The organism is Photobacterium sp. DA100 (assembly GCF_029223585.1).
Taxonomy (GTDB): Bacteria; Pseudomonadota; Gammaproteobacteria; order Enterobacterales; family Vibrionaceae; genus Photobacterium.
On sequence record NZ_CP119424.1, the window covers coordinates 695490 to 720657 of the forward strand.

Annotated in this window: 20 protein-coding genes; 10 read left to right on the forward strand and 10 right to left on the reverse strand. The window is 44.1% G+C overall.

Annotated elements, in window-relative coordinates; translation table 11 throughout:
• Nucleotides 1–9 precede the first annotated feature (9 nt).
• On the forward strand, nt 10–915 hold the full coding sequence (gene nagK, locus PTW35_RS20850) for an N-acetylglucosamine kinase (RefSeq protein WP_281028800.1): 906 nt from the start codon (nt 10–12) through the stop codon (nt 913–915).
• Between the two features lie 144 nt (nt 916–1059).
• Here nagK and PTW35_RS20855 read toward each other — a convergent pair whose 3' ends face one another.
• The gene (locus PTW35_RS20855; protein ID WP_281028801.1) at nt 1060–3000 is read right to left on the reverse strand and encodes a hypothetical protein; all 1941 of its coding nucleotides are present in this window, start codon (nt 2998–3000) and stop codon (nt 1060–1062) included.
• A 305-nt stretch (nt 3001–3305) separates the two neighbouring features.
• Nucleotides 3306–4235, reverse strand: a complete 930-nt coding sequence (locus PTW35_RS20860) for a LysR family transcriptional regulator (protein WP_222550615.1) — start codon at nt 4233–4235, stop codon at nt 3306–3308.
• A 323-nt stretch (nt 4236–4558) separates the two neighbouring features.
• Between PTW35_RS20860 and PTW35_RS20865 the strand changes: the two genes are divergently transcribed.
• Genes PTW35_RS20865 through PTW35_RS20880 form a run of 4 tightly spaced genes read left to right on the forward strand, consistent with a single transcriptional unit; the run spans nt 4559 to nt 8534 of the window.
• Nucleotides 4559–5509 (forward strand): ribokinase, encoded by a 951-nt coding sequence (locus PTW35_RS20865; RefSeq protein WP_281028802.1) that lies wholly within the window; start codon nt 4559–4561, stop codon nt 5507–5509.
• Nucleotides 5506–6393, forward strand: a complete 888-nt coding sequence (locus tag PTW35_RS20870; RefSeq protein ID WP_281028803.1) for a nucleoside hydrolase — start codon at nt 5506–5508, stop codon at nt 6391–6393. Before PTW35_RS20865 ends, PTW35_RS20870 begins: the two co-directional genes overlap by 4 nt.
• Before the next feature lie 9 nt (nt 6394–6402).
• Nucleotides 6403–7776, forward strand: coding sequence for a glycoside-pentoside-hexuronide (GPH):cation symporter (locus PTW35_RS20875; RefSeq protein WP_281028804.1), 1374 nt, complete (start codon nt 6403–6405; stop codon nt 7774–7776).
• Between the two features lie 41 nt (nt 7777–7817).
• Nucleotides 7818–8534, forward strand: a complete 717-nt coding sequence (locus PTW35_RS20880) for an oligogalacturonate-specific porin KdgM family protein (protein ID WP_281028805.1) — start codon at nt 7818–7820, stop codon at nt 8532–8534.
• Between the two features lie 509 nt (nt 8535–9043).
• Here PTW35_RS20880 and PTW35_RS20885 read toward each other — a convergent pair.
• A complete protein-coding gene (locus PTW35_RS20885; RefSeq protein WP_281028806.1) occupies nt 9044–11110 on the reverse strand; it encodes a hypothetical protein in 2067 nt (688 codons plus the stop codon).
• Nucleotides 11111–11568: 458 nt separating this feature from the next.
• Here PTW35_RS20885 and PTW35_RS20890 point away from each other — a divergent pair, with 458 nt between their 5' ends.
• From PTW35_RS20890 to PTW35_RS20910, 5 genes are all read left to right on the forward strand, one after another.
• Entirely contained in the window at nt 11569–12585 is a 1017-nt protein-coding gene (locus tag PTW35_RS20890) for an IS110 family transposase (protein WP_281028807.1), read from the forward strand.
• A gap of 687 nt (nt 12586–13272) precedes the next feature.
• On the forward strand, nt 13273–14049 hold the full coding sequence (gene modA / locus PTW35_RS20895; protein WP_281028808.1) for a molybdate ABC transporter substrate-binding protein: 777 nt from the start codon (nt 13273–13275) through the stop codon (nt 14047–14049).
• Nucleotides 14049–14738 carry a molybdate ABC transporter permease subunit gene (gene modB / locus PTW35_RS20900; RefSeq protein WP_281028809.1) on the forward strand — a complete coding sequence of 230 codons (690 nt, stop codon included), beginning with the start codon at nt 14049–14051 and terminating at the stop codon, nt 14736–14738. Before modA ends, modB begins: the two co-directional genes overlap by 1 nt.
• Nucleotides 14735–15820 carry a molybdenum ABC transporter ATP-binding protein ModC gene (gene modC / locus PTW35_RS20905; RefSeq protein WP_281028810.1) on the forward strand — a complete coding sequence of 362 codons (1086 nt, stop codon included), beginning with the start codon at nt 14735–14737 and terminating at the stop codon, nt 15818–15820. The genes modB and modC overlap by 4 nt, the downstream gene beginning before the upstream one ends.
• Nucleotides 15821–16322: 502 nt before the next feature.
• Nucleotides 16323–16976, forward strand: coding sequence for a CAP domain-containing protein (locus PTW35_RS20910; RefSeq protein WP_281028811.1), 654 nt, complete (start codon nt 16323–16325; stop codon nt 16974–16976).
• 47 nt (nt 16977–17023) lie between these two features.
• Here PTW35_RS20910 and PTW35_RS20915 read toward each other — a convergent pair whose 3' ends face one another.
• The 7 genes from PTW35_RS20915 to malT all read right to left on the reverse strand — a co-directional run bounded on the left by PTW35_RS20915 (nt 17024) and on the right by malT (nt 24916).
• Nucleotides 17024–18310: an LssY C-terminal domain-containing protein gene (locus tag PTW35_RS20915; protein WP_281028812.1), complete on the reverse strand. Its 1287-nt coding sequence runs from the start codon at nt 18308–18310 to the stop codon at nt 17024–17026.
• Nucleotides 18311–18313: 3 nt separating this feature from the next.
• The gene (locus tag PTW35_RS20920) at nt 18314–19045 is read right to left on the reverse strand and encodes a glycosyltransferase (protein ID WP_281028813.1); all 732 of its coding nucleotides are present in this window, start codon (nt 19043–19045) and stop codon (nt 18314–18316) included.
• A gap of 65 nt (nt 19046–19110) precedes the next feature.
• Nucleotides 19111–19941 carry an alpha/beta hydrolase gene (locus tag PTW35_RS20925; RefSeq protein ID WP_281028814.1) on the reverse strand — a complete coding sequence of 277 codons (831 nt, stop codon included), beginning with the start codon at nt 19939–19941 and terminating at the stop codon, nt 19111–19113.
• Between the two features lie 362 nt (nt 19942–20303).
• The gene (locus tag PTW35_RS20930) at nt 20304–20585 is read right to left on the reverse strand and encodes a hypothetical protein (protein ID WP_044621242.1); all 282 of its coding nucleotides are present in this window, start codon (nt 20583–20585) and stop codon (nt 20304–20306) included.
• Nucleotides 20586–20726: 141 nt separating this feature from the next.
• Nucleotides 20727–21371 (reverse strand): hypothetical protein, encoded by a 645-nt coding sequence (locus PTW35_RS20935; protein ID WP_281028815.1) that lies wholly within the window; start codon nt 21369–21371, stop codon nt 20727–20729.
• Between the two features lie 125 nt (nt 21372–21496).
• Complete coding sequence (locus tag PTW35_RS20940) at nt 21497–22174, reverse strand: DUF4336 domain-containing protein (RefSeq protein WP_044621240.1); 678 nt, start codon at nt 22172–22174, stop codon at nt 21497–21499.
• A 33-nt stretch (nt 22175–22207) separates the two neighbouring features.
• A complete protein-coding gene (gene malT / locus PTW35_RS20945) occupies nt 22208–24916 on the reverse strand; it encodes an HTH-type transcriptional regulator MalT (protein WP_281028816.1) in 2709 nt (902 codons plus the stop codon).
• Nucleotides 24917–25168: the final 252 nt, after the last annotated feature.

Here is a 25168-nt window from a genome sequence, read left to right on the forward strand (position 1 = left end):
GACGTTGAAATGTATTACGGATTAGATATTGGTGGAACCAAAATAGAGTTTGGTGCGTTTGATGTGAACTTACAGCGAGTAATGACTAAGCGTATTCCTACACCGCAAACGAGTTATCAAGCGTTGCTTGATGCGATTGCAGAGCTGGTTGAACAAGCAGACTTACACTTAGCGTGCCGGGGAGCAGTAGGTATTGGTCTACCGGGGATGGAACAAGTCGACACAGGGAAAGTGTTGACGGTCAATATCGCTGTAGCCAAAGGTAAGACGCTTAGAAAAGATCTCGAGTGTCGTCTTAACAGGCCTGTAGCTTTGGAGAATGATGCTAATTGTTTCGCTTTATCTGAAGCCAATGATGAGCGACTAGCAAATTATTCAGTTATTGCTGGTTTGATAATGGGGACCGGATTTGGCGGCGGAGTGGTCATCAACGGTCAGGTTGTATCTGGTCATAACCATGTTGCTGGTGAAGTTGGCCATATGAAACTATCTCTTCCAGCGTTAGAACATTTAGGTAGTAACCCACCGATATTTTATTGTGGCTGTGGGGCCAAGGGGTGTTTGGACAGTTACCTCTCCGGCCGTGGCTTTGAGTTACTTTATAATCACTACTACTCCGAGGAATTATCAGCTGTAGAGATAATCTCGAAATTCTCCGAAGGTGATGGCAATGTAAGTGCCTTTGTGGATTTTTATCTTGAGTTAGTGGCAATATGCTTGGCCGATTTAATGATGATTATTGATCCAGAAGCCATTGTGATCGGAGGGGGATTGTCAAACTTTGATGAACTATATCAAAAAGTGCCATCAAAATTAGATAAACACTTACTTTCTGTCGCAAAAGCCCCTGAAATCATTAAAGCAAAGTACGGTGATGCTGGTGGAGTTCGAGGAGCTGCTTTTTTGAACCTGTAGTGGAGAGCTGTTTTAGGTTGGATAAAAGGAGTAATAATATTTGTGCAGTGTCAATATTCAACCGCGATATTGACACTCCAAGACTGACTGACCGAAAAGCGAAATACTTGGTCATATGCAGTAACGCCTCGCCCCCTTTAATGACTACTCTACTAGTGAATTTGAACGAATTTTCCCGGTTAAGGTTCCGGATTCACAAGTAATAGTAAAGTCTACAGCAAGTTTCTGGTATTCGATGGGATTACCGGTTTCGCTATTAGTTCCCTCATGTACCATCTCATTTTCCAGAACATCCAATTGTATGCTCGACTCCATACAGTTGGATGTTAGTGATGAACCATCAATCGAGAAGGAAAAATCACCGGTAGTGTTTGGGCCATAATAATCCTTATACACGTAACCGTTGGTCATGTTATCAACGTTTAAGCTATACGACTCTGACAGGTTGTAGCCATTGTCATAAACATTAGCGATGTATGCATCGGAGCTTGTAATGTTACCGGCAGATTCAATCACTTTTATATAGCTTTCATTAGGAGCACGCCAGAGGTGGTCAGTTTCATAAGAGATATATGAGCTGCCTTTCAGCGGATCTTCGACCATAAGCGAGACTACATGAATGAATTCTCTACCAAAGGGATCTGTTATTTCAGCTTTGAACTTGTAGATCTCACCCGGTGTCATTTCTGATGGATCGATTGTCGCTTCTTTTGCGTTGTTCTGGTTCACCTCAATCTGATCGTCTTTTACTATCTGTGTCCAGCTAACAGTGAAATTTTTACTCTCATCAGTAACCTTTACAGGTTTAAGAGTGAATGGTGCAAGATCCCTTATCACCTGATCCTGGTTCACCGAAATTTCATAGACTTCTTCTGTGTTGAAATCAACGCTGGCGTAATCGACACCATCACCGTTTAATAGTCTAAGGGTAAAATTAGCATCGACTGGCAGATCTTTTAGCACCCGAACTGTAACCCATGGGCCATCTGCGGTTACGCTATAATCGTCTGGCGATATTGTGGAATAGTCATAACGATTATAAAACTCACTGTTAGTTAACTGATCGGGAGTAGGGGCCGGGATTATCAGCAACGTTTGCTCAGGTTTTAACGGATTGTCAGCTGTTTTTACCACTTCTGGTGACTGGTTGCTGTAAAGCTTCGGTTCATCAGAGACATAATAAGAATTAAACTCTCCTGGAGCTGAGGCTCGTCTTGACGGAAACGCAATAATTGCGCCGGAAGTCATGTCTGACCAGCTTACTTCTACATAATCAGATGAGCCACTTTCCTCAATTTTTGCCCAATCATCGGTGCTGCCAGGACTGACCGAAGCGTAACTACCGTTAGCCCCATGAATTTCGTACTTACCCCGAGTTGGGTATCGGAGGATATTTCCCTGTAATGCCTCTGATGTACGTAGAGCCAGAGAACCATTAAAAATATGGGGGGCGGTGATATCTGCGTAAGCCGTTGCAGAATATGTTCCCAACATATAGTCAAGAACCTTAACAACTTCACTATTGGAAAAATAGAGCGGTATTCCATTTACGTAAATAGCTTCGTTACCCCTCAAAGCCATTGCTAGTTTTACCTGGTGGCTTGATTCAAGTTCCTGAGTAACAGAAGCGTTATATTTAATCGTATATTGCTGACCATACTGATCGTAATTGAGTACACCTGTTTCAAGCTCACCTTTAAACTCTAGGTATTGGCCATGCTTGCTCAAACTGTCAAATGTAGCAGTAACGGAGCCTGTGATTTTCTCTTTGCCGGTTATATCACATTCGTTCAGTTCAATGGTTAATACCGAGTCGATAAGACTTGCAGAAAAGCTACCTATTTCCGAGGAGCTAGTGTTACAGTCATCCGATATCTTACCTTCTTTAGCTGATAACTGATGCAACACACTAATGATAAAGTTGCTCATTGCTACTGGCTGTTCCAACGTTTCAAGGCTGATAGCGGCAACCTCAGCACTCTCTTTACTTAAGGTTGCCCCCTCCTTAGAGCCACCGCCACCGCCGCCTCCACAGCCACTGATCAGCCCAACCAGTACCGCCATTGTCAGCAATTTATTCTTCATTATTAATAGTCTCACTTAATATACTGTTATTTATGACTCTTATTAGTCAGATAAGTCGCATCTATCCATTTCAATCGGATGTTAACGAAACAAGCCAGTTCGCACTTGATTTCTATCGATGTTCAAAGCACCGAGCAAGATATCGCAACTAGTCATATACAGAATGTGATAGAGTTATAACTCTAAAAAAAGAGAGGGTATAAGTGGCTTTGGATTGGGTCAAAAACTGTGTGTGAACGTAACACGGAAAGGCTTATACATTTCTTATCATAGTGCACAAAGAAAAATGTAGTTACTGTCATTGACTAAGTTTTAGCTTTAAACGATACAAGTTCTTGCTTGATGTGTAGCAAGAAAGTGTTTAGTACGGAGTTCTTGCTTCTGTAATCAAATAACGCAGATAGATCGCCGGGGATGGTTTCTCTTAGCTTTACAAAATGAACATTACTCCAGCGGTGATAACTGAAAGTTGTCGGAACGATAGCAGCTAGGTTGCTGGTGCCAACAATAGACATTAGCGTATTTGGTTCGTATACCTCTTGGTTGACGCTGATATGATGGCCGTGAGTCATGAAGGTATCGATGATGAGCTTTGAAGACGCCGAATCCTGTCTTTGCATGAATACGAAACCTTCATCCTTAATCTCGTCGATTGAGATGACTTTGCGATCTTTGAATGTGTGGTTATTCGCGACCACTAAGCACATTGGGTCTGCTAGCAGTCTTTCAGAGACGAGTGGTGAGGTATTGATAGTATCAGCAAATCTCAGTAATCCGACATCGATCTGTTTATTCAACAGTGCTTTCTTTTGTTCTTCGGGGGTCATTTCGAAGATATTAAAGGTATAGTCCGGGTAGGTGTCTTTAAAGCTCCTCAATGCCTCACCCAGCCCAGCCCAGAAGAACGAGCTCACAAGGCCTACATTGATAGTTGAAGCCTCGTTACGACCTGCTTCCAATACCTTCATTATCGAATTATCAAATACACGAAAAATCGTCTGACACTCATCAAACAAACGCTCACCGATCGTGGTGAGTGCAACCGTCCTGGTATCTCTAACAAACAATGCAGATCCAATGAGGTTTTCCAGCTCTTTGATCTGGCTACTCAATGGAGACGGTGAAATATTCAGTTTTTTCGCTGCACGTCCAAAATGTTTCTCTAATGCTACTTCATGAAAGTAACGCAGCATCTTCATGGTGATTTTCGACGAGGGATTGTTGAATCGATTCATTCTACTCTCATTTATATAAGTGCCAGTTAACAAACTGAAAATGTAGTTTGATATACCTCTCATTTTTTCACGAAGCGGAGGTATCGCTGTCACGGTAGTAAGAAAGGTATATCACAGCCTACATGTTGAGTTAAAGCCCTGAAAATCAATGAAACAGTCAGAGATTGCAGAAAAAAACTCCGTTTGATTTCTGTGATTTTGTTATGTCTATCTCTTTATTTTGCTGAAAAATAGCATAATAACCCTGTTTTTTGAAATATACAAAGGAGTGGCACTTCGTAGAATCAACGCAAATTTCGCAATCTTTAGTTGGTAATCAGTAAGTGAAACAGACTAAATCATCAGGCGCTGTATTTGTACTTGGTTCATATAATGCAGACATTGTTTCTTATGTTTCTGCGTTTCCTAAACATGGACAGACAGTAACGGCAGACAGCATCAAAATACTTCCAGGAGGGAAAGGCGCAAACCAAGCCATCGCCAGCCGCCGCCTTTGTTCTGACACGCATTTTTTGGTGAAAGTCGGTAATGACGAATTTGGTAAACAAGCCAAGGCAGTACTTGAAAGTTACGGTTTTGCCGGGCTGTACCTCAATAAGAGCCACAATAGTAACACCGGCACGGCCAATATAATTTCATCCTCCCATGATCGAAATAATATGATTGCCATTGATCTTGGTGCCAACTGTACGGTAACTCAAGAAGAGATTGATGTTGTTGAGGGAGTCGTTAGGCAATCTACTGTTGTGTTGACTCAACTTGAAAACAACCTTGATGCTATCAGTCAGGTGCTCCAACTAGGTTCAGAATCAGGCGCCAAGACCATTCTCAATCCGGCTCCTTACCACCCAAAAGCTCAGCAACTGCTGCCCTGGGTACATATTGTCACTCCCAATGAAACAGAGGCAAGCAGTTTGAGTGGGATAGAGGTTGTCGATATTGAATCAGCAACTTCTGCCGCTCAAGTTATCCAAGAGATGGGAGCCAAAGTGGTGATAATTACTTTGGGCAGTAACGGCTGCTTGCTGCACACCCATGAAGAGACGACACATTTCCCTGCCTATCCAAGTCATGTCACTGATACTAGCGGCGCTGGCGATTCATTTAACGGAGCGTTGGCGGCATCACTGGCGGCCAATCAATCCATTGAGGAGGCCGTTAACTTTGCCAATGCATTTGCTGCATGCGCGACGGAAAAGTTGGGGGCTTCGAATATGCCGACGCTGGAAGAAGTGAACACTAAGTTGTCAAATCTGACAAGGAACATAAAGTGAGAAAAATAATTATTGATACCGATATTGGTGATGATGCCGATGATGCGTTGGCGATTGGACTCGCGTTGTCAGCCAATCAATTCAATATTCTGGGTATTACTACGGTATATAAAAATACGCAAATGCGGGCAAAGATGGCAAAACACCTTGTTACATTAGCTGGCCATGACAATATTCCTGTTCACTCGGGGATGGGGCATTCACTAAATAATGAAAATACAGTCGATGAAATTCCGTGCCAATATCGTAAGGAAATGGAGCATGTCCACTATGACGGTGAGGATGCTGTAGAGTTTATTGCGGAGCAGCTACGTAATGAAAGGCTGACAATCGTTGCAATAGGGCCTCTTACCAATATTGCTATGTTAATGACTACCTATCCTGAATTGATTGGGCGTATCGAAGAGCTCGTAATAATGGGAGGGTGTTATTACCGACACGTCAATGAGTGGAACATTGTTTGTGACCCTGAAGCCGCCGATATTGTATTCAAATCAGGTGTAAATATTAAGGCCGTTGGGTTGGATGTCACAACGAAGTGTCACTTCAACGACGATATATTGAAATCCGCTTATGAAAAGGCTGACACCCCACTGAAGCAATTGATGATTGATTGCTGTGAAGCCTGGCTGAAGAAGACCGGGTTTACTCCCATACTTCATGATCCGTTAACCATCTTTGCTTTAATGAACGAATCCGATATTCAATTTTCTCCCGAGAATATCCAAATTGAATTAACGGGGAAATTAACCCGTGGAATGACCGTGTGCTCCGAAGATGGGATCTGGGGGCGAAAACATGAGTCGCCAACCGCCGTTGTTGCAACAGCATTGGATTATCAGCGTTTTATTCAAATATTTCATTCCAATTTATTTCTCAATTAAGGTCTTTCCATGTCAAAAATCAGAATGACTACCTTACAAAAAATAGGGTTCGGGGCTGGTGACTCTGCCATCAATTTATCCATGATCTCAGCTGGCATGCTCATTTATGCTTTTCATGTTCAGATAGTCGGTCTTACTCCTGTTGATGCCGGTTGGTTGCTATTACTTGTTAGGTGTATTGATGCCGTTACTGATCCTGCAATGGGCTGGATGACCAACAGATACAAGACACGCTTTGGCCATTACCGTCATTGGATAGGTTTTGCAGCTATCCCGATGGGGGTTTCGATGTATCTGATGTTTACCACCGTTGGCGATACCTATAACGTCAAGTTGGCATGGGCATATACGACTTACATATTCAATACGTTGATGTTTACGATGGTCTCTATCCCATATATCTCGATGATAGGCGTGATCACCAATGATCCAGACGAGCGTATTACGGCGAACTCATGGCGATTTACTATGGCCAAGGCAGCAACATTGCTATGTACCTCACTGGTTCCATACTGGGTGACATCACACGACAACCAAGTCCAAGGCTATGCGACATCATTTATGATCCTTGGAGTAATTGGTGCTGCCTGCCTGCTGTTCTGTGCTTACCATACTAAAGAAGTGGTTGATATTGAGCCCAATAAACAGCCTGTTAAAGAGCAACTGAAAAGCCTACTAAGAAACGACCAATGGGTTGTCCTTTGCGCGGCCTGTATCACTCTCATGCTGGCATTTTTAGTACGGGGCAATATTGCCTTCATCTATGCGACGGAGTTTGCCGGTGCCAGTTTTGGCCTTCAGGTTTCAATTTTCCTAGGTATGTGGTCGGTTGGTGGGATCCTGGCTGCAATGGTATCTAAGCAACTGACCAGGCGTTACTGCAAAATCAAAGTATTCAGGTTTTCGATGTACGCATCAGCACTGATGGGAGTATCAATCTACTTCTTGGTGAGTGAAGGGCAATACATACCAGCTGTGCTTTGCTATTTCCTCTATTGCTTCCTGACGGATCTGAATACACCTATTTTTTGGGCATTGATTTCAGAGGTGAGTGACTACGGAAAGAAGAAAACCGGTATCGATGCCTCGGGTATCTCGATGGGTGCAATTTCATTTTGCCAAAAACTGGGAATGGGATTGTCTGGTATTGTTACGGGTTACACCTTGCAATATTTTGGCTATTCCGCAGACGCAGAAAAAACAGCAGATGTCTTAAATGGTCTTTCTTTATCTCTTTCCATTGCCCCTGCTTTATTCTTCTTGCTGACAGGACTGATCATCAAAAAGTATTTCATCACAACGGAGTACTACAACAAGATGATGAATGGAGAAATACAACCATCAAAGACAGTTAGTAATACCACAATCAAGTCACAGGCTTAATGTTATTAGCCAATGCAACAAATATAAAATAAGTGAATAAAATGAAATATAAAGCAGTACCGTTCTTGCTTCTTGCCTGCTCATCTTTACCAATTTATGCGAGTGAAAGCGAACCAGAATATAACGAATCAAATCCATTATGGATTGAGGTATATACCCGATACGAAGAGGACAAAGATCTTGGCCTTCAAGGTATTATTGGACGCATCGATTTTCCAGAGTTTTGGGGAACTTACTTTGCAGCCGAGCTAAACACTGATGGTTACTATGAGTGGGCCGTTGGCAAAGGTTTTGGTATAGGCGATAACGCTTATATCGATGTCTACCTTGGTTATACAAAATGGAATTACCGCTTGTCTTTGCGTACAGGCTATAACTTCGATAATGGCCTTATGCTGAGTGCCCGTGTCCGTCCTGAATTTGGCTATGATGACTGGATCGGCGAAGACAATGAGGGTAACACCATAAACTATGGAACCAATTTAGGAGTTCGTACTGACCTGTTTCTCGGATACAACAGCACCGATTACGAGTTTTTCTATAACCGAGTTGATCACTTTGAAACTGACGAAGAGATTGCAGATGCCTTTAAACATGGTAAACAGCACACAACAACGGATCACGAATTCAGAATTACTTATACCAAGAATAAGTGGCGACCATATTTTCAATGGGTTTATATGGAGAACGGTCTGTATACACCGGAATCATACAAAGATGATATACGCTGGCAGTTAGGTTTTACACTGCCGATGTAGAAACGAGCAGAAAAGCGCCTAATAATTTAGGCGCTTATCTACATGACTGCATGTTATATATTTTAATGATGAAAGTTTTACTATATTAACCCCTCAAATAAATCTGGAATAAAGAATATTTAAAACAAAGCAGTTCAATTGTTGGTTTGCCATCGTTGTAACCATCATGAATTGTTACCAGAAGCATATAGAAACGTAAGCGCCCCGTGGGATCATGGGGCGCTTACGATTTTCTTTTTGACTTAGCAGAACTTATTCGAACTTGCAGCGCCACGAAAAGCTCATAACACGGAAATGTCCAGCGACGTGTTACAGCTAAAGGGCGTAACAGTGTAAGGGCGTAACAGCGGTTTCAGCCAACACTGATTATTTTAGAGGCGATAACACATAAATCTATTCGCCTGAATAGAGATACATATAAATCTTCTATCAGCATAAATCTGACAGACTCCGCGTCGAAAAGTGGGTAACTGCCAGATCAGGTCTGAATTAGTACAGATTAGTGCACATTACAACTGTAGAGTGATTTCTCTACTTGAGGCTTTGTTCATATCGATAATATGCTCAACACCATCAACAGTCACTTTATACTTACCATAATAGGCGTTGATTACTACATTGCCTTGATTGCTGGTTTTAAGTGTTGTTGGGTGAATCCAGTGTTTATGATAGAAGAAATTGACAAAAGCTGCGCCAGATTTGTAATGAGTGTTGCTATTTTTAAAGTGAGTAGTTCTCTCTTTAAAGCCAACGATAGGCTTTCCGCCTTCAACAGCATACCAATTCCATAGCATGAAACCAGTGTAGTGTTCATTTGCGAATATAACACTTAGCAAATCAGCCATGAACTGAGCGTGCACCTCATCATTGTATACTGGTAAATCGAACTCTGTAATTTCAAACTCTTTGTATTTTGGTAGTAAATTTGTAACATCTTCTAGTCTTTGGATTACAGATGGAATACTGTGGAAACCTTGGTAATGCCCTTGTAAGCCGAAAGTTAGCAGGTCTATACCATGAGCTTCTGCTCGGTTAGCTAAATCATTCCAAATAACCGCACGTTTACCAATTTCTTCAGTGTCGCCAAAGTCTTGGTAAAGGTGTCGGAGGAATACGTAATCATTGACTGCCATTTCTGCATTAGGGTTAAGAGTTTTGATGTCATTTAACCAATCGAGTTGAATAGACTTATCAAGTAATCCATCATCTGAGTCATCATTAACGTTCTCACCAAAATAGTCTCTACCATCGGGTAACTCATTAATAACGTCCCATTCATTTACAAAATGAGCTGTCTCATTAATAGCGCCATGAGTTCTAATATGAGTTTGTTCACTTAAGTATGCAGAAGCAGCACTGTCACCAGATTCTGCTTTTAGACGCTCTACCTCATCCCATATTGCACTTGGGGTTGTACTACCTTTTGGCCAATGTACGGCGTGACCTCGTACATGCATACCTGTGTCTATCCAATATTGCCATGTATAATTTAGGTACTCATTCCAGTAGTCATTTGTCATCATTTTCCATTTAAATCCATTAGCCATACCAGCATTGTTAAAAATGCGAGAGTGTATAGCTAACATTTCATCAAACTTAACTAGGTTTCTTTCTGGGACTTGAGATTGCCATAGACTATTATTGATCGCACCTCCGATTTTGAACTCATGTTCAATTTGTTCGACTTTCATTTCTTTGTTCTTTAACACTCTTCCTGAACTGTTCAGTACAGAAATAGTGAAGTCATCCTTACGATTTAACGCAATTTGTTGTTCGGCTGTGTCGCGCCAAGGCGCATCGTGTTCCATTCCTTCATAATATGCATATGTATCAGGAAACTCTTCATAACTGACTGATGAAGTGTAGTTTTTAACTTCTACTCCACCAATAACAAAGCTATTTGCAAAATCCTCCCTAGTTCCCCACTTTATTGAAACTTTACTGTAGTCACTCGAAGTTGGTTTTAGAGGTAGTTGAATTTTATGCCATTTGTTTAAATTAGGTAAAGTCACATGATATTTCATCTTGTAAGAACTAGAACTATCTGGATCTTGAATAGTAACTGGCACGCCATTTTGTGCATTATTAAATGATGTTGGCTTAATATAGAAAGTAATGGCCAATGTATCTCCAGTATCATCAGGGATACTGCCATCAATAGGGTCTGCACTATTACCAAAATGAATATCTAGGGTACAGTTTTTCACAGTACCATCCCATATACGGGCTTGTGTAAACCCAATAGGGTTACCTTCAATATCTAACTCAGATGGATTGATGTCGTCGGTAACGGTACCAAGACAATTACTATTTTTGGAATAAACTCCTACGCTTGATAGCGTGGGTTCACTCAATACATTGAGAATACTCTCATTTGTGAACATCAATGTTGAAGGAAGAGCGTCTAATTGTTCGGGAGTTAGGCGCGCTCGAGATATGCCTACTGCGGGCTCTGGTATTTCGACAGTAGGGCTTTCTGATGGTGGAGTGTTAGTTTTTACGTTTTCCTGTGTATCACAACCAGTTAAAAAAATAGTAGGCAGCAAAAAAGCCACTTTGGAAAGATTGTTGTGCATTATAAACTCAATATTTATAGGTGAAATACCCAAGAATATTACATTATAAAGCCACTATATACAGGTATACCCGTAATCAATGATGATGCTTGATTTCTTCAATAATGACGACCACTACAAGACTGTTAGTTTCAAGCGCAAAAAGAAGGCAACATACTGGACCTTCATCTTATGCCCATATACGAAATATTATGAATGACATGGTTACTTTGGGGATGACTGGAAGGAGGGTTGATTCTCCAGAGACTCTTATTAATTCCTAGTATTGAAGAACACTGTCTTTTTATGGGTAAATATTTAGAATATCTTGAGGGTGATAACTAAAATAAATCGAGCAACATCCATACTTTTTCTAATACGTAATAGTCTGAATAGAGTAAATCGCTTAACCACTAATTAGATGGTACGCCCCATCCCTTCCCTACAATTGGGTTAGGTGACCACTGGGAGAGACCATCATGCAAAGCACTGTGATCATAGGCATTGATATTGGTAAAAATCTTTTTCATCTCGTCGGCAGAGATAAGGTTGGCAGGGAGATTTTCCGTCATAAGTTTAACCGAACCAAGCTTATTCAGTTTCTTTCGTGTCACGAACCAGTGGTTGTTGCAATGGAGTCTTGTGGTGGCTGCCACTGGTTAGCAAGGAAGTGCGCGAGTTACGGGCATACACCAAAGCTCATTCCTCCTCAGTATGTTAAGCCGTATGTAAAATCACATAAAAATGATTTTATTGATGCAGATGCGATTGGAGAAGCAGCATCACGACCTCATATGAGATTTGTCACGGCCAAGTCAGAAGAAGCACAAGTGCTAACTGTTATTCGGCGTGTCAGAGCGGCTTATATAAAAGATCGCACAGCATGCATGAACCGTATTGGTTCGATGTTGCTTGAATTTGGGATCAGCTTGCCCACAGGGCATCATCAAATGAAAAATGTTTTCCAACGCATTATGGATCATGATGAACTCCTTCCTCCTTTGCTTCTTCTCGAAGTAAAGCAGCACTTTGACCATTACGAGTTGCTCAACTCAAGAATCAAAGAACAAGAAGATAAGCTACAAAGGATTATGCGACAGCAAGAAACAGCCAAGCTTCTGCAGACCATACCAGGTGTTGGTCCAATAACAGCCTGCTGTTGTTTGTCCGCTGTTGCTAACCCTCAAGATTTTAAAAATGGACGCAACTTTGCTGCTTGGATAGGCCTTGTTCCCTATCAATATTCCACGGGCGGTAAATCAAGGCTGCTTGGCATATCAAAGCGCGGGAACAAAGAACTCAGAGAGATGTTTGTTCATGCCGCTAGAGCTGTGATGTGGCGTGATGAATCAGCCGAAAAGTACTTCGGCATTTGGCTCATAGAGCTCAAACGAAGAAAGCCATTTAATGTCGCTGTTGTTGCTTTGGCTAATAAAATTGCACGTATAGCGTGGTCAGTGATGGCTGAACAAAAGCCATTTGAAATTAGAAACTAATACAGAGTTTGCAATGATAATCATTGATGACAAAACGGTTAGACCACCAGATTGAAGACCTGATGGACAGAACAGCAATAGCATGCTTTCTCACTTTTGAGGACAATCTGGCGCGGATCTCATCGTAGAGCTGGGACTAATGAAAGTTTCTAACAGACTCTGAATACATTAGCGCAAACCAACTCCGTTATCGGGTTTATCACTTGCAAAACGGGGCGTACCATACATTTTTGTCCAGAACCGTGCTGACGGGCTAGTTCACTGTATGTGAATTTTTACCCGTTGCTTTAGGTTGACAGCTGAAGGACGTAACTACAACTATCAGACCTTGAGCTTTCAGTGGCTCTGTTTTTTCGTTATGTAAGCCATATCTCTTGGTGACCGCGTAACAATGCCATATCTCTCATTTTTAACAATTGTTATCCACACGGTCTAAATTAACGGTTTTTGAAAAAGCCTTTTTGACATTTTGATGATTTGTCAGATTTTGTATGCCATAACCTTATGATTATAAACATATTAAATCCTCAATGGGTGGTATGGCCATCTAGAAGTCCTTCCGGCTTTCTTTGGGAATTTCCGGTTTATTACCTTCTTTCCCACCAACTTCTATCCCCATCTGGGTATTTAGTTTTAGCGTTATATACTTTAGTATATAACGGTGTTTTTGCTCTTAGGATCACCAAGATGAAGTGCTGGAAGGGGACTGTAGCTGCCATCGTTATGTCAGCTATGTCTGTTATGCCGTTTTCAACTATTGCCGCCGAGAAGGTTACCGTGTTTGCCGCCTCGTCGCTGACCAATGCGATGAACGATGTCGTGTCAGCCTATGAGCAAACAACGGGTGAAAAACCAGTGGTTTCTTACGCATCGTCCTCGGCGTTGGCTCGTCAGATTGCACAAGGCGCACCAGCCGATATCTATGTCTCGGCCAATGAGAAGTGGATGGACTACTTGTCAGAGCAAGGTGCGATAGAAGATTCGACCAGAAAACCGCTATTGCACAATAGCTTGGTGTTGGTTGCCCCCAACGATTACCCTCAGCAGCAGGTTACGTTGAGTGCTTCGCTCGATCTTACAAAAGCCTTAGATGGTACCCGTCTGGCAGTAGGTGATCCGAACCATGTACCCGCAGGGATCTATACCAAAGAAGCCTTGCAGAATATTGGCTTATGGCAGCAAGCTCAGCGCCTGCTGGCTAGGGCCAATAATGTCAGAGGTGCATTGTTGCTGGTGGAAAGGCAAGAAGCCTTACTGGGTGTGGTATACAAAACAGATGCACTGGTTTCCAACCGAGTGAAAATTGTCAGCGAATTCCCTGCTGATAGTCATACAGCTATCCGTTATCCGGTTGCTATGGTGAAAGGGCGTCACAATAAGAGTACACAAGGCTTTTATGATTTTCTCAATTCAGAAGAGGCGGCGGCTATTTTCACCGAATACGGATTCGGGGACGTTAAGTGATGCTGACAGAGTATGAAGTGCAAGCGTTAATGCTGAGCCTGAAAATCGCCAGCGTTGCTGTTGTCGTAAGTTTGCCTTTTGGTGTTGTTTGCGCTTGGTTGCTCGCCCGCTGTCAATTTGTGGGAAAGTCATTGCTCGATGGCCTAGTGCATTTACCTTTGGTACTTCCTCCGGTGGTTATTGGCTATTTGCTACTGGTGGTTATGGGACGTCAGGGCATTATTGGAAAAGTGCTTTATGAGTGGTTCGGCCTAACATTTAGCTTCAGCTGGCGCGGGGCCGTACTCGCTGTTGCGGTGGTCTCTTTCCCATTGATGGTTCGTTCTATCCGGTTGGCACTCGAAGGCGTTGATCACAAACTGGAGCAGGCGGCGCGAACTTTGGGCGCCAGTCCGCTAAAAGTGTTTTTCACGATTACACTGCCGCTTACTTTACCAGGGATACTGACAGGGGCCATTTTGGCCTTTGCCCGTGCCTTGGGCGAATTTGGCGCGACCATTACCTTTGTGTCCAATATTCCGGGGGAGACCCAAACCATCCCGCTGGCGATGTATTCCTTTATCGAAACCCCGGGGGCCGAGGAGCAAGCAGCTAGGCTCTGTGTGATCGCGATTGTTATTGCGCTAGCATCAATACTGGCGTCGGAATGGCTGTCGCGTGTGGCTAGGCACCGTTTGGAGGCCAGATGATCGTTATTGATGTGAAGCAAAAGCTGGGTGAGCTGGATATGGATATCAAGCTTGAGTTACCCATGCAGGGGATCACGGCTATCTTCGGTCGCTCGGGAGCAGGCAAAACCTCCTTGATCAACGTGCTTAGCGGCTTGTCGAAGCCCGATTCCGGTTCGATTTCACTCGGTCAGCACGTCCTGTATAGCCAGCAAGCAGGCATTAACCTGCCGCCCGAGAAGCGCCGGATCGGTTACGTATTCCAAGATGCCAGACTGTTCCCACACTATACCGTTGAGGGAAATTTGCGCTACGGCTGCAAAAGTGAAAAGTCCGGTCAGTTTCATTCCGTTACACACCTGCTGGGTATCGAGCACTTATTAAAGCGCTATCCCGCCTCTTTGTCTGGTGGTGAGAAGCAGCGCGTGGCAATAGGCCGCGCGCTGCTGTCCAATCCATCACTGTTGCTGATGGATGAGCCCTTGGCATCACTAGATCTACCCCGCAAGCAAGAGCTAATGCCTTATCTGGAGCGGCTGGCCAAAGAGGTCAAAATCCCGATTGTCTACGTCACCCATAGCTTGGACGAAATTCTTCGTCTGGCCGATCATATGGCGATGATTCATCATGGGAAGGTTGTGGTCTCTGGTCATATCAACAGTGTTTGGGGCTCTCCTGAAATGCGGCCTTGGCTACCGGCCAAAGAGCAGAGTTCGCTGTTGAGTGCTCGCATTAACCATCACCACCCGCACTATGGTCTTACCCAGGTAATGCTCAACCATGATGCCTATTTGTGGGTTAATCGCTTGCAAAGTGTTAGGGGAGAGTGGGTTAGGGTTCGTGTTCATTCGAATGATGTGTCGCTGACCAAGGCTAAACCTGAGCAAACCAGCATTCGGAATATTCTCGCAGCAAAGATAGATAAAATTCATCCGGTTGATGAACAAGAGCGTGTTGAGGTGCGCCTGCGGGTCGGGGAGGCACAATTGTGGGCCAATATCACCAAGTGGGCCGCAGATGAGCTGCATTTGTCGGTTGGAGACAAAGTCTTTGCCCAAATCAAAGGGGTTAGTGTCACACAGGAAGACTTGGCGTCCATGTAGCCACCATCGTCTTGGAGTGTATTTGAAAAGTACCGATTAATATTGGTACTTTTTTATTTATAAATCGGACAGTATTAAAATTAATTAAGTGTTAATGTTTATATATTTGCTTTTTTTATTATTGTTTTTTTGTCTTTGCTTTTTATTTTACGTTGTTAGTTTTGTTTTTTTATCTTCGTTTTGAATGGAATGCTGGACATTTGGGTTTGCTTAGTCTTGCATTAGCAAATATGGTATCACCATTCATTTAAGTTATTTTAATTCAAAATCTTACTCTTGATTTTATCAATGAAGACACGACGGCTGATTGTTAATTGTTTGTCAGGTTGGTGAGAATATCACCGTTGCATATTGAATGGTTAAGGAAGGATTAAGTATAGTGTGTTTCGTAAAAAGTGAGTAGCAAAATTATTTATTGTGTTTTATTAGGCTAAATAAATACTATTCTTATATTGTTATTATTGTGCCTAATAAAACATATCAAATGCAAACAAGGTATGTTATGAAAGTTTTACCCTTATTCGTTTTGTCATCATTGTTATTAGTGGGATGTGGTTCTGGTGGTTCGAGCTCTTCTGCATCTTCTGATAGTGATAACCCTGGTACCCCGTCTCATTTGCCTGAAAGTGGTGGTGATGACTCCGGCACAAGTCCTGGTGACGATAACAATGCCGGTAGTGGCGGCGATGATAACACCGGCGGTGGTGACGAGGGTAATACAGACCCAAGCCCGGGTGATACGTTTGCCGAGCAGATGCTTTATGCGGTTAACCAAGCGCGCTCACAATCACAAGTGTGCGGCTCTACAACTATGCCTGCCGTTCCAGCCCTAGAATGGGATTATGACTTGGAGTCGGCGGCGATACGCCATTCCAGCGATATGGCGAATAATGGCTTTATGAGCCATACAGGTTCAGATGGAAGCTCTCCTGAAGACCGAATCAATGCGACAGGCTACTCATGGAGTACCTGGGGAGAGAATGTAGCGGCTGGCCAGAAAAGTATTGATGCTGTTATGGCTGCATGGATGAAGAGTGAAGGCCACTGTAAAAACATCATGAACGGTAATGTCACTGAGATGGGTGCAGCATTTGTTGAAAACCCAGATACTCAATACGGTATTTACTGGACGCAGGTGTTTGCCAAGCCGCGTTAATTAGCATTATCATAAAAAGCCGCCAACAATTGGCGGCTTTATTCTATTTAATTAGGCATGATAACCGCAACTTTTCCATCACTAAAATAATGATTGGATTTGGAATAAGCGATAGGCTCTGCTAAGTTTCTTAATTCGGTGCGCCAAGCTAATACTTCAGCATTTTTCATTAGCGTGTCCCGCTCTTGATCGGTGTCTGGATCAATGCCGTGTAGAATGGTGATTAATCCCTTGTAATGAGCAAGTTTGAGTCTGTTATCATAACTAATTGAAGCAACCCAAATATCCCGGCCTGTCTGTTCTGATTTTCCAGCAAACCACCATCGGATATGCCGGCGGTTAATCAAGTCGCCTTTAATTTGATAGGCTAATAATTGCGGTTGTTGGTTCCAATATAAATCTGAAATTGGTGGCTGTTGTTTGGCTATTAATTCAAGGTACTGAGATAAATTCAGAGTATCACGAGAGAAGGTTTTGTTTTTCACCCAGCCTAGCTCTTCCATTAAGGTACTTGGGTGTTCGCCATATAAAACCACATTTATTGGTTGCGCTTTATATACCGGAGACAGCCCCGGATAAACGGTGTAGCTTAAATTATCTAGTGTGATTTTGTCATCCTGCAAGGCTGTAATATTACTGTTAGCTTGTGCCTTGGAGAGCCATTCAATTTGGTAGGCATCGCTATGAAAAAAGTGGTAGTAGTTTGCCGCGCCCAGTGCCGTAAGCCAGCAGCAAGCTATCAGCAACCATTTTCTCCAGCGATAAACACGGTAAAGTATTACCGTTGCTAGCAGAGAAATAAGGCATGCTGTTAGCAGGACACTGTGTTCTTGGAAAAATAACCCTATGGCCTGCCAACTTGGTATTACATCAATTCCTTTGCCGATAAAGAATCCAGCAAGCGTGAATTGGCCAACTCCCAGTATCAAACCGATGGATGAATATAAAGTGAACGTTGACCATCGCATGGCATAGCTGCCTGCGATAAAGGGCATTATCCAGGCGACAGGGCCAAGTAGACGTGAAGCTGTCACAATCCATGGCCCTTTTGTTTGCAGGATTAATCGTGCTTTGGCGATCGGACGTTTTGTTTTGCTGAATTTACTCACTAACCAGCGTCGCCCTCGAGCGCCAAAGCGGCGACCAATGAAAAAGCTGATTTGATCGCCAATGAAGCCCCCGGCGAGTACTGCCAGTACCCCGTAGATAGCCCCATGACTGAGTAGGTAACCAGCAGCGAGCAAGAAGGGTTCACCAGGAAAAAACAGATTGGGACCGATCAGGGCATCAAGCAAGCTGCCGCCAAAATACCACCACCAAGCAACGTCATGCATGACTTATTTAGCATCCTTGTAATGATCAAATTTATACTCCATTTCGCTGTTGCGCATTTCGCCCATGAAAAAGCGGTGGACATTGGCTCTAAGGTAGGTCAGGCCCATTTTGACCAAACCATCTTGCTCCAAGCGGCGAGGGTCAAACCAAAAGCTCACCGGGATCATTCTATAACGCCAGGTTTTAGCTGCTCGCTTGGCGTAGTCGCAGTCTTCACAAAGCACGATGCTTTGGTCAAAACCGCCAATCTCTTTGTGGGCACGTTTGGTTGAAAACATGCAGGCGCCGACGGCCGTGGGGAAGAAAAATGAGGTAGTGAATAGCCCGGCGTTAAATAGTGCATATCCAAGCCGATAACCAATCGATAAGTCTTTGGTCGTCATATAGGCCCCTGCAACTTCAAGTTTGCGGTTATCTAACTCGTAGAGTGCATTGGTCAGGAATGTTGGGCTCAAGCGCACGTCGGCATCAAGAAAAATTAGCCGTTCATGCTTGGCAAGTTGTGCGCCTGTATTACGACCAAGGCTGGTCCCCCGCTCGTGCATTTTGTGGACGGTCAAGCTGGGTAGGGCTTGTTCAAAACCTCTGGCGACCTCACAAGTGTTGTCATCACTGTTTGAATCAACAACGATAACTTCAAATTGCTGATGACTTTGTTTACTCAGATCCTCCAGTAGGCGACCAATACGTTTCTCTTCATTAAGGGTGATGATCACGATGCTTACAGTTGTCATAACTATCTCCAGTTGTTGGTACTGGAGATAGTTTGCAAGGCTTTGATTGAATTATTGCTGAGGGCTTAATTCATTTCGCATTCATATTCTTTGTCTGGCACTGCTTGGCGCTGGTAGTAAAGTTGTATTTTATCGATTAGCCAGTCAGGGTCGTCGGTAGGCAGGTCGTGGCCGGCCTCGGGGTGGAGCAGCAAGGGGATATTCCATGCCTTGGCTAAGGCTTTACTGCACGAAATATCCACCAGGGCATCTTGTTTGCTGCCGATGAGGAGAGTAATGGCTGTCGGTACAACAGCGTATTGATATCGGCTAGCAGCATAGAGTTGACGTAATGCATTAGAGGCTGAAATCGGGCAGGCTACTCGCCACTTGATCCAGTTATTGATAATACTTGGTGGAGATTGCCTGGTGGTCATGGCAAAAATGAGTGCTTCACGTTTTTGCTCGGAAATAAAGAAGTAGCGCACGATATTTTTGTATTGCTGCCATTTGAGCCTTTTATAAAATGGGGAGTAGTTGCCAAGGCTGGAGTTAATTAAAATTGCCGAATGGATCTCTTGCGGAAACTTACGCATCCATTCCAGGGCGATCATACCGCCAAGAGAAATTGCGATGATATCAACGCCATCTTCTGCGCTGAGAGTTTCAGCCGAGCGGTTGGTGTGTGATTGATAGGCAGATAGTTGGCATCTCAGATCATCAACCATCTCCGACACACTGGTAGCAGATTGTTCGCGGTAACGAGGTCCGTTGCCAGCGATATCCAATGTGATGATTTCACGTTTGGGAAAAGTGGCCTTGAGCATAACGAGAAATTTACCCCAGTGACGGGTTTCACGAAGTAAGCCTCTTATGAGCAGAATAGGGCGATTGGGATCAGTAGTTATTCGATTCATGATAATTCGGGGCTGGTTTGTAAATTGGCAAGCTCAATAAGATCAATTTTTGGACAGCTGATAACCCGGCTGTTTATTGGGGTGAGGGCTAAGGCTGGAGTCGGGTGGCTAACCTGCCTCTCTAGCCCTACGAGTTCGGGTAAGCGTCGGTATATGTCTTCTTTACTCAATACTCTTCACTCCTTTGCCTAGCTTCAAAAGTTACAAAGCGAAATCTCGCCCTCAATAGAGAATACTAGCGACTGGGTATTACTGACTAATGTCAGTATAGGAGCTGTATGGTGGAATAGGGGATCGCAGGGGGTGCAATTGCTACAATTTGGATGGAGAGCAAGCTTTTATTGTAGCAATTGCAGAGAGCATTAGTGGGATTGGCTGTATTTCTTCGCTGATTCCAGCTGGTACACTTCGATACTGTGTACCCACTTTGGACGGCTGATGAATCTAGCTATAGCGATACAAGGTAGCAAGAAGAAAAATAACGGTAATGCTTCATGTAAATAGGTATTGGCCAATACTTCTTCGTGAGTAATGAAGTTCAAAGCAGCCAAAATGCAGAAGATTAAGCCCAGAACAACCAGAATCGCAGAGATCACCAAGCCAATGCCCAATAAATCCCTTAGATATAGTTTAGAAGCATTCATATCCATTTCCTCATACAAATCTGGATAAAAATATACGCTTATTTTTGCTTCTCGTTGTGATATCGATCACATATCTGATTGGGCTAAAACATAGTTATTATTTTCTTGATTCAAGGCAAATTCTCAGCAAGTTGCTCGATTTTAGAACGCGTAGCGAATACCAAGTTGATAGTTGGTCATCGAATATTTATCGATTGTCGCATAGGAGAAATTAGCCTCAATCTTCATATTGTTCGAAACATTGAAGACATTACCTACGCGGTATTCATTATACTTTTCGTCAAGCTGCTCAAAGCGGAATGATGGCTCTATCATCCAATTGTCCAGCAGAAGGAGGCGTAGGCCGATGTCGGCACCCGCACCGGAATCACTGTATTTTTTATCCTTATTTCCGATGCTCTCTCCCTGTTTTAAATTGAGGTTGGCAATACCCACGGTCGAAAAGAGCGAAAGAGATGGCGAAAAGGGTTGGTAGAATCCAATACCTGCCATTTGGTGTGTGAGTGATACCTGGTTGCGCTTGGACAACTCGACTTTTCCTGCCACGTATAGTCGATGTGCGAAGTTCCAGCTTCCTTTCAGGTAGGCTCCTGCCATGCTGTCAGCAACAGTTGTTCCATGGGTATTGTCATAAAAATAATGGGAGGTGGTAAACTCATGGCTAAGCGCTGTGTATTGAAAGCCACCACTTATATAGTCGAATTCAGTTGTTGAAGTCTGAGCTTGGGCAAGAGTTGGGCTGAGTATCAAGGTCAATACAGAGAGTCTGGTCAGGATATTATTCATGGCTATATTTGGCAGCTACTTAGTTTTGCTGCTAATCATACAAGCATAAAAACATCGTTCAATATTTTATTGAACGATGTTCGTATTTAATTGTAAGCGATATTGTAATCTGGTGTTTTTTCGACCTAAAGGGCCCATTTGAAAGCGCTGTGGAAGATTGCCTTTCCGCCAGACTCAATGTTATGGCCATGGGATAGAATAATCCGGTCAAAAGGCCAGGTAAGGATTTCCTGCAGCGATTGCCGTAACCTGGTTTTGTTCTTGAACGTCCAGCGCCAATAAAGTGGCATGGCAGGGTGCTGATAACAGCTATTAGCGAGAGCCAGCGCAATCGTAAATACATTGGTGGAAGAGCGGAACCAAGCAAGGGTATCACCGACGATCAAGGTTTTGGATTCAGGATCACAAAAGATCACTTCTTCCATCCGGTCGCTGCCTCTCAGTAAAGTTTGATAGAGCTGGTGCTGCCAGATTTCAGGGCTTTTAGCACCAAGGGCATCATCAAATACAAGGTCGGTGCGTTTGTTTTGGAGGCCCGGCGGGGCAAAAAAATACGCCTCGGGATAGGCCAGCCACCACTCAGAAAGAAATAAGTGGTGGTTCATATTGGGGGTGACAATAGCTTGGATGGCACCAAGCTGGCTAAGTTCCAACTGGAGCGCGGTTGTCAGTTGGATTGGTGAGTGAATGAGCAGTTTGCCGTTATCAAGCCGGATTACTGTCATCCTTGCACCAACAGGTATGCCATTCAACTTGAATGGCATATCCTGATACCAGAGTCGATCCTTACTCCATTCTTTCATCGGTTATCCTTAACCAGATTTACTAGTGTTAGGCTAGAAGCCCATTAATTTTAGTAAATTTTCCGCCGTTTCAATAGCCTGCTGTCTATTTGCGATATTAAGTTTTTGGTACAGGTTACGAATGTGGGTCTTGATTGTCGTCGATGCCACATCCAGCTCCGAGGCAATCTGCTCATTGCTGTAACCGGTATAGATCAGCCCAAGTACCTGCCACTCCCGTTGGGTCAGTGGGCTGGTACGGATGAGTTCGGGTACATCTGGCAAGTTGAGCAGTTTTTCGACGAAGTTTTCATCAAAGTGAACTGAGCGGTTACGCTCCTTGCTTGTCATTTCCCTGAGCAGTTGGCGCGCACGGTGAAGCTCTAGTTCGTTGAGTGCTTTAGTGTCAACTAACTCCTGGATCAGATCGCAGATCTGGCTACCGTCACACAGGAAGATACCCACCATGCCGGTACTGTTCGTCAGCTCGAGCGCTTGCTTGATTTGCTGCAGGGCTAACTCTCTGCGCCCCTGGCGTTTGCTCAGTACGGCTTGAACCACAAGGTTGCGGTTCTTATCAGTGATCAGGTTGTGTTTATTACAGCTCTCATCCAGCATAGTGAAAATCGCTTCGGCACGGTCGAATTCACCGATATTGACACACGCACGGCCAATGTTGCGCCACTGTAACTGCTGGAAGTGGTTACAGGCTGCTTCCGGTTGCTCTGCATGCAGCAGCCATTGCTGGATGCTATCCATATCACTGGTCATTTGCCAGAACAACAAATTGGCCAGATCAGTATTGGCGCGCCAGTCAATGTGGTAGACCGAGCGGCTCATCAAGCTGTTACACAGGTCAAGATAGCGGCTTGCTTTGTCTATCTCGCCACGGGTGATGGCGATTCGCGCCAGCATCGAGTAGGCATGAAGTGACTTGGTCTCGTCATAGGGGGCAAGCACTTCTAAGCTTTTCAGGGCTGATTCTTCGGCTTCCTCAAGGCGATTCCAGCACCAGAGGATTTGCGCTCGAAGACGAAGCAGGAACTCGTGAAGTGGTACTTGCTGCAGGTGTTGCTCTTTAACTAACTTGAAAGCTTGTTCAAGCAATTCATAGGCATTTTGTACATAGCCTTGGGCCAATAAAATTTCAGCCTGCTGCAGTAGCGCCCACAAAGCTTGGTGATAGACATGGTACTGGCGGGCCATTTTCTCAGTCTGCTGCATCATGGGCAGTGCACGGCTTAGGTTGCCCAGGCAGTGATGGACTTCACCCACAACGGACGTTGCGACAATACGGCTACGGTACGTTGTCGATGGCAGTTGGCCTAGTGCTTGCTCGGATAATATCAGTGCATCGTCCGGTTTACCTTGGTTGATGGCCACTTGTGCTCGAAGGGCATTGAACTCACCCTGCAGGGCATCATCGAGATCGATGTTGCGTTTGGTAAATTCGGCTTCTGTCTCCACAATCATGTCGCCAACATCGTTGTATAAATGCTGGCTTTGCAGTAGCCACATGTGGAGAAGGTTGAGGCGCGGCTGGGTGTAAAGCTCTTCGGCGTCGATTTTGCCCAAGGCATCCTGCAGTAGCTTCATTTCACCATGGTGGAACATTTCCCAGCCAAAATCGCACAGGATGTCGATAACCAGTTTGGTATCTCCACACTTCTGCGCATGAAGTAACGCCTGCTGCGGTGAGTTTTGTTTCAACCAAGCCTTGGCCGCCAGTGCATGCAACTCCGCCCGCTGTTGCGGAATTTGGGAGTAGCGCTGGTGGCGGAGGAATTCGGCAAACAGGTTGTGGAAGCGATACCAGTTGTTGTCCCCCTCAAGAGTATTGAGGAACAGGCCGAAGCGGTTGAGCGATTCGAGAATGGCCAGTGCGTCACTACGCCCTGTGAGGTCGGTCACCAATTGTGCATTGAACATATCAAGCACAGAGCACTGCAACAGGAACTGCCGGGTTTCACCGTCAAGTAGGTCAAAAACTTCTTCAGCGAGGTAATCCCACAGATGGCCGCGATTGAAGCTTGCCATCGACTCGGCAGACTCTACCAGGTTATGGGGTTTTTGCTGGGCGTGAAGGGCAATTAGCTGTAAGGCGGATGGCCAACCTTCGACTTGATGGTGCAGGGACTTCAACACGTTGGCTTCGATATTTTCACCGATACGTTTATTGAAGAAGCGTGTGGTTTCTTCTTCATCGAATGCCAGCAGATCGTTATCTACTTCGATGAGCAAATCTCGAATACGCAGGTTGGCTGTACCCAGCGGCGGCAGGGTACGGCTGGTCACAACTAGCGTCAGGTTGTCAGGCATGTGCTTGAGGAAAAAGCGCAGGCCGTCATGTATATCGTCATTGTTGATCAGGTGGTAGTCATCAAGAACAATGTATGTTTGGTCATGGTATTCAGCTAACTCGCCAAAAAGTTCGCTAAATAGCGTTGATAAGCAAGCAAACTGGCGGCGCTCTGCCATAGCCTGGGTTTTCAAGCATGCGTTGTTGGTGGCTTTGTTTATTGTTTGGAGAAGATAATTTGCAAAGCGGAAGGTATCGTTGTCGTTTTCGTCAATATTAAACCAACCGGTATGCGGGTGCTCATTCAACCATTGGGCTGCCATGGTGGTTTTGCCATAGCCCGCAGGAGATCGAAACAGCACAAGACGGTAGAACGGAGCCTGCTCTAGCGATTCCAGCAAACGGGGACGTAGTATCGCATTATGAAGGCGTGCTGGACGAGTTAATTTAGATGGTATCCACATAGTCTTGCTATCTTATTCTAAGGTTTCAGTTCCATTGTTGCTCAGGAGCGTAGCTCTGAATGTAATATGTTATCTGAGCATTTATGCCATGTAATCCTGGTTATCATTTCAAAAAATTGCAGTATGGCATTTGATCTAGTCGATAACTTTGACAGCGCATCAGGTTGAATTCAGCAAAAGTTGCTAACTCATCCCTATATTTATGACACGGTTCACATATCTCAGATCTTTCAACATCACCTATCTATCTAA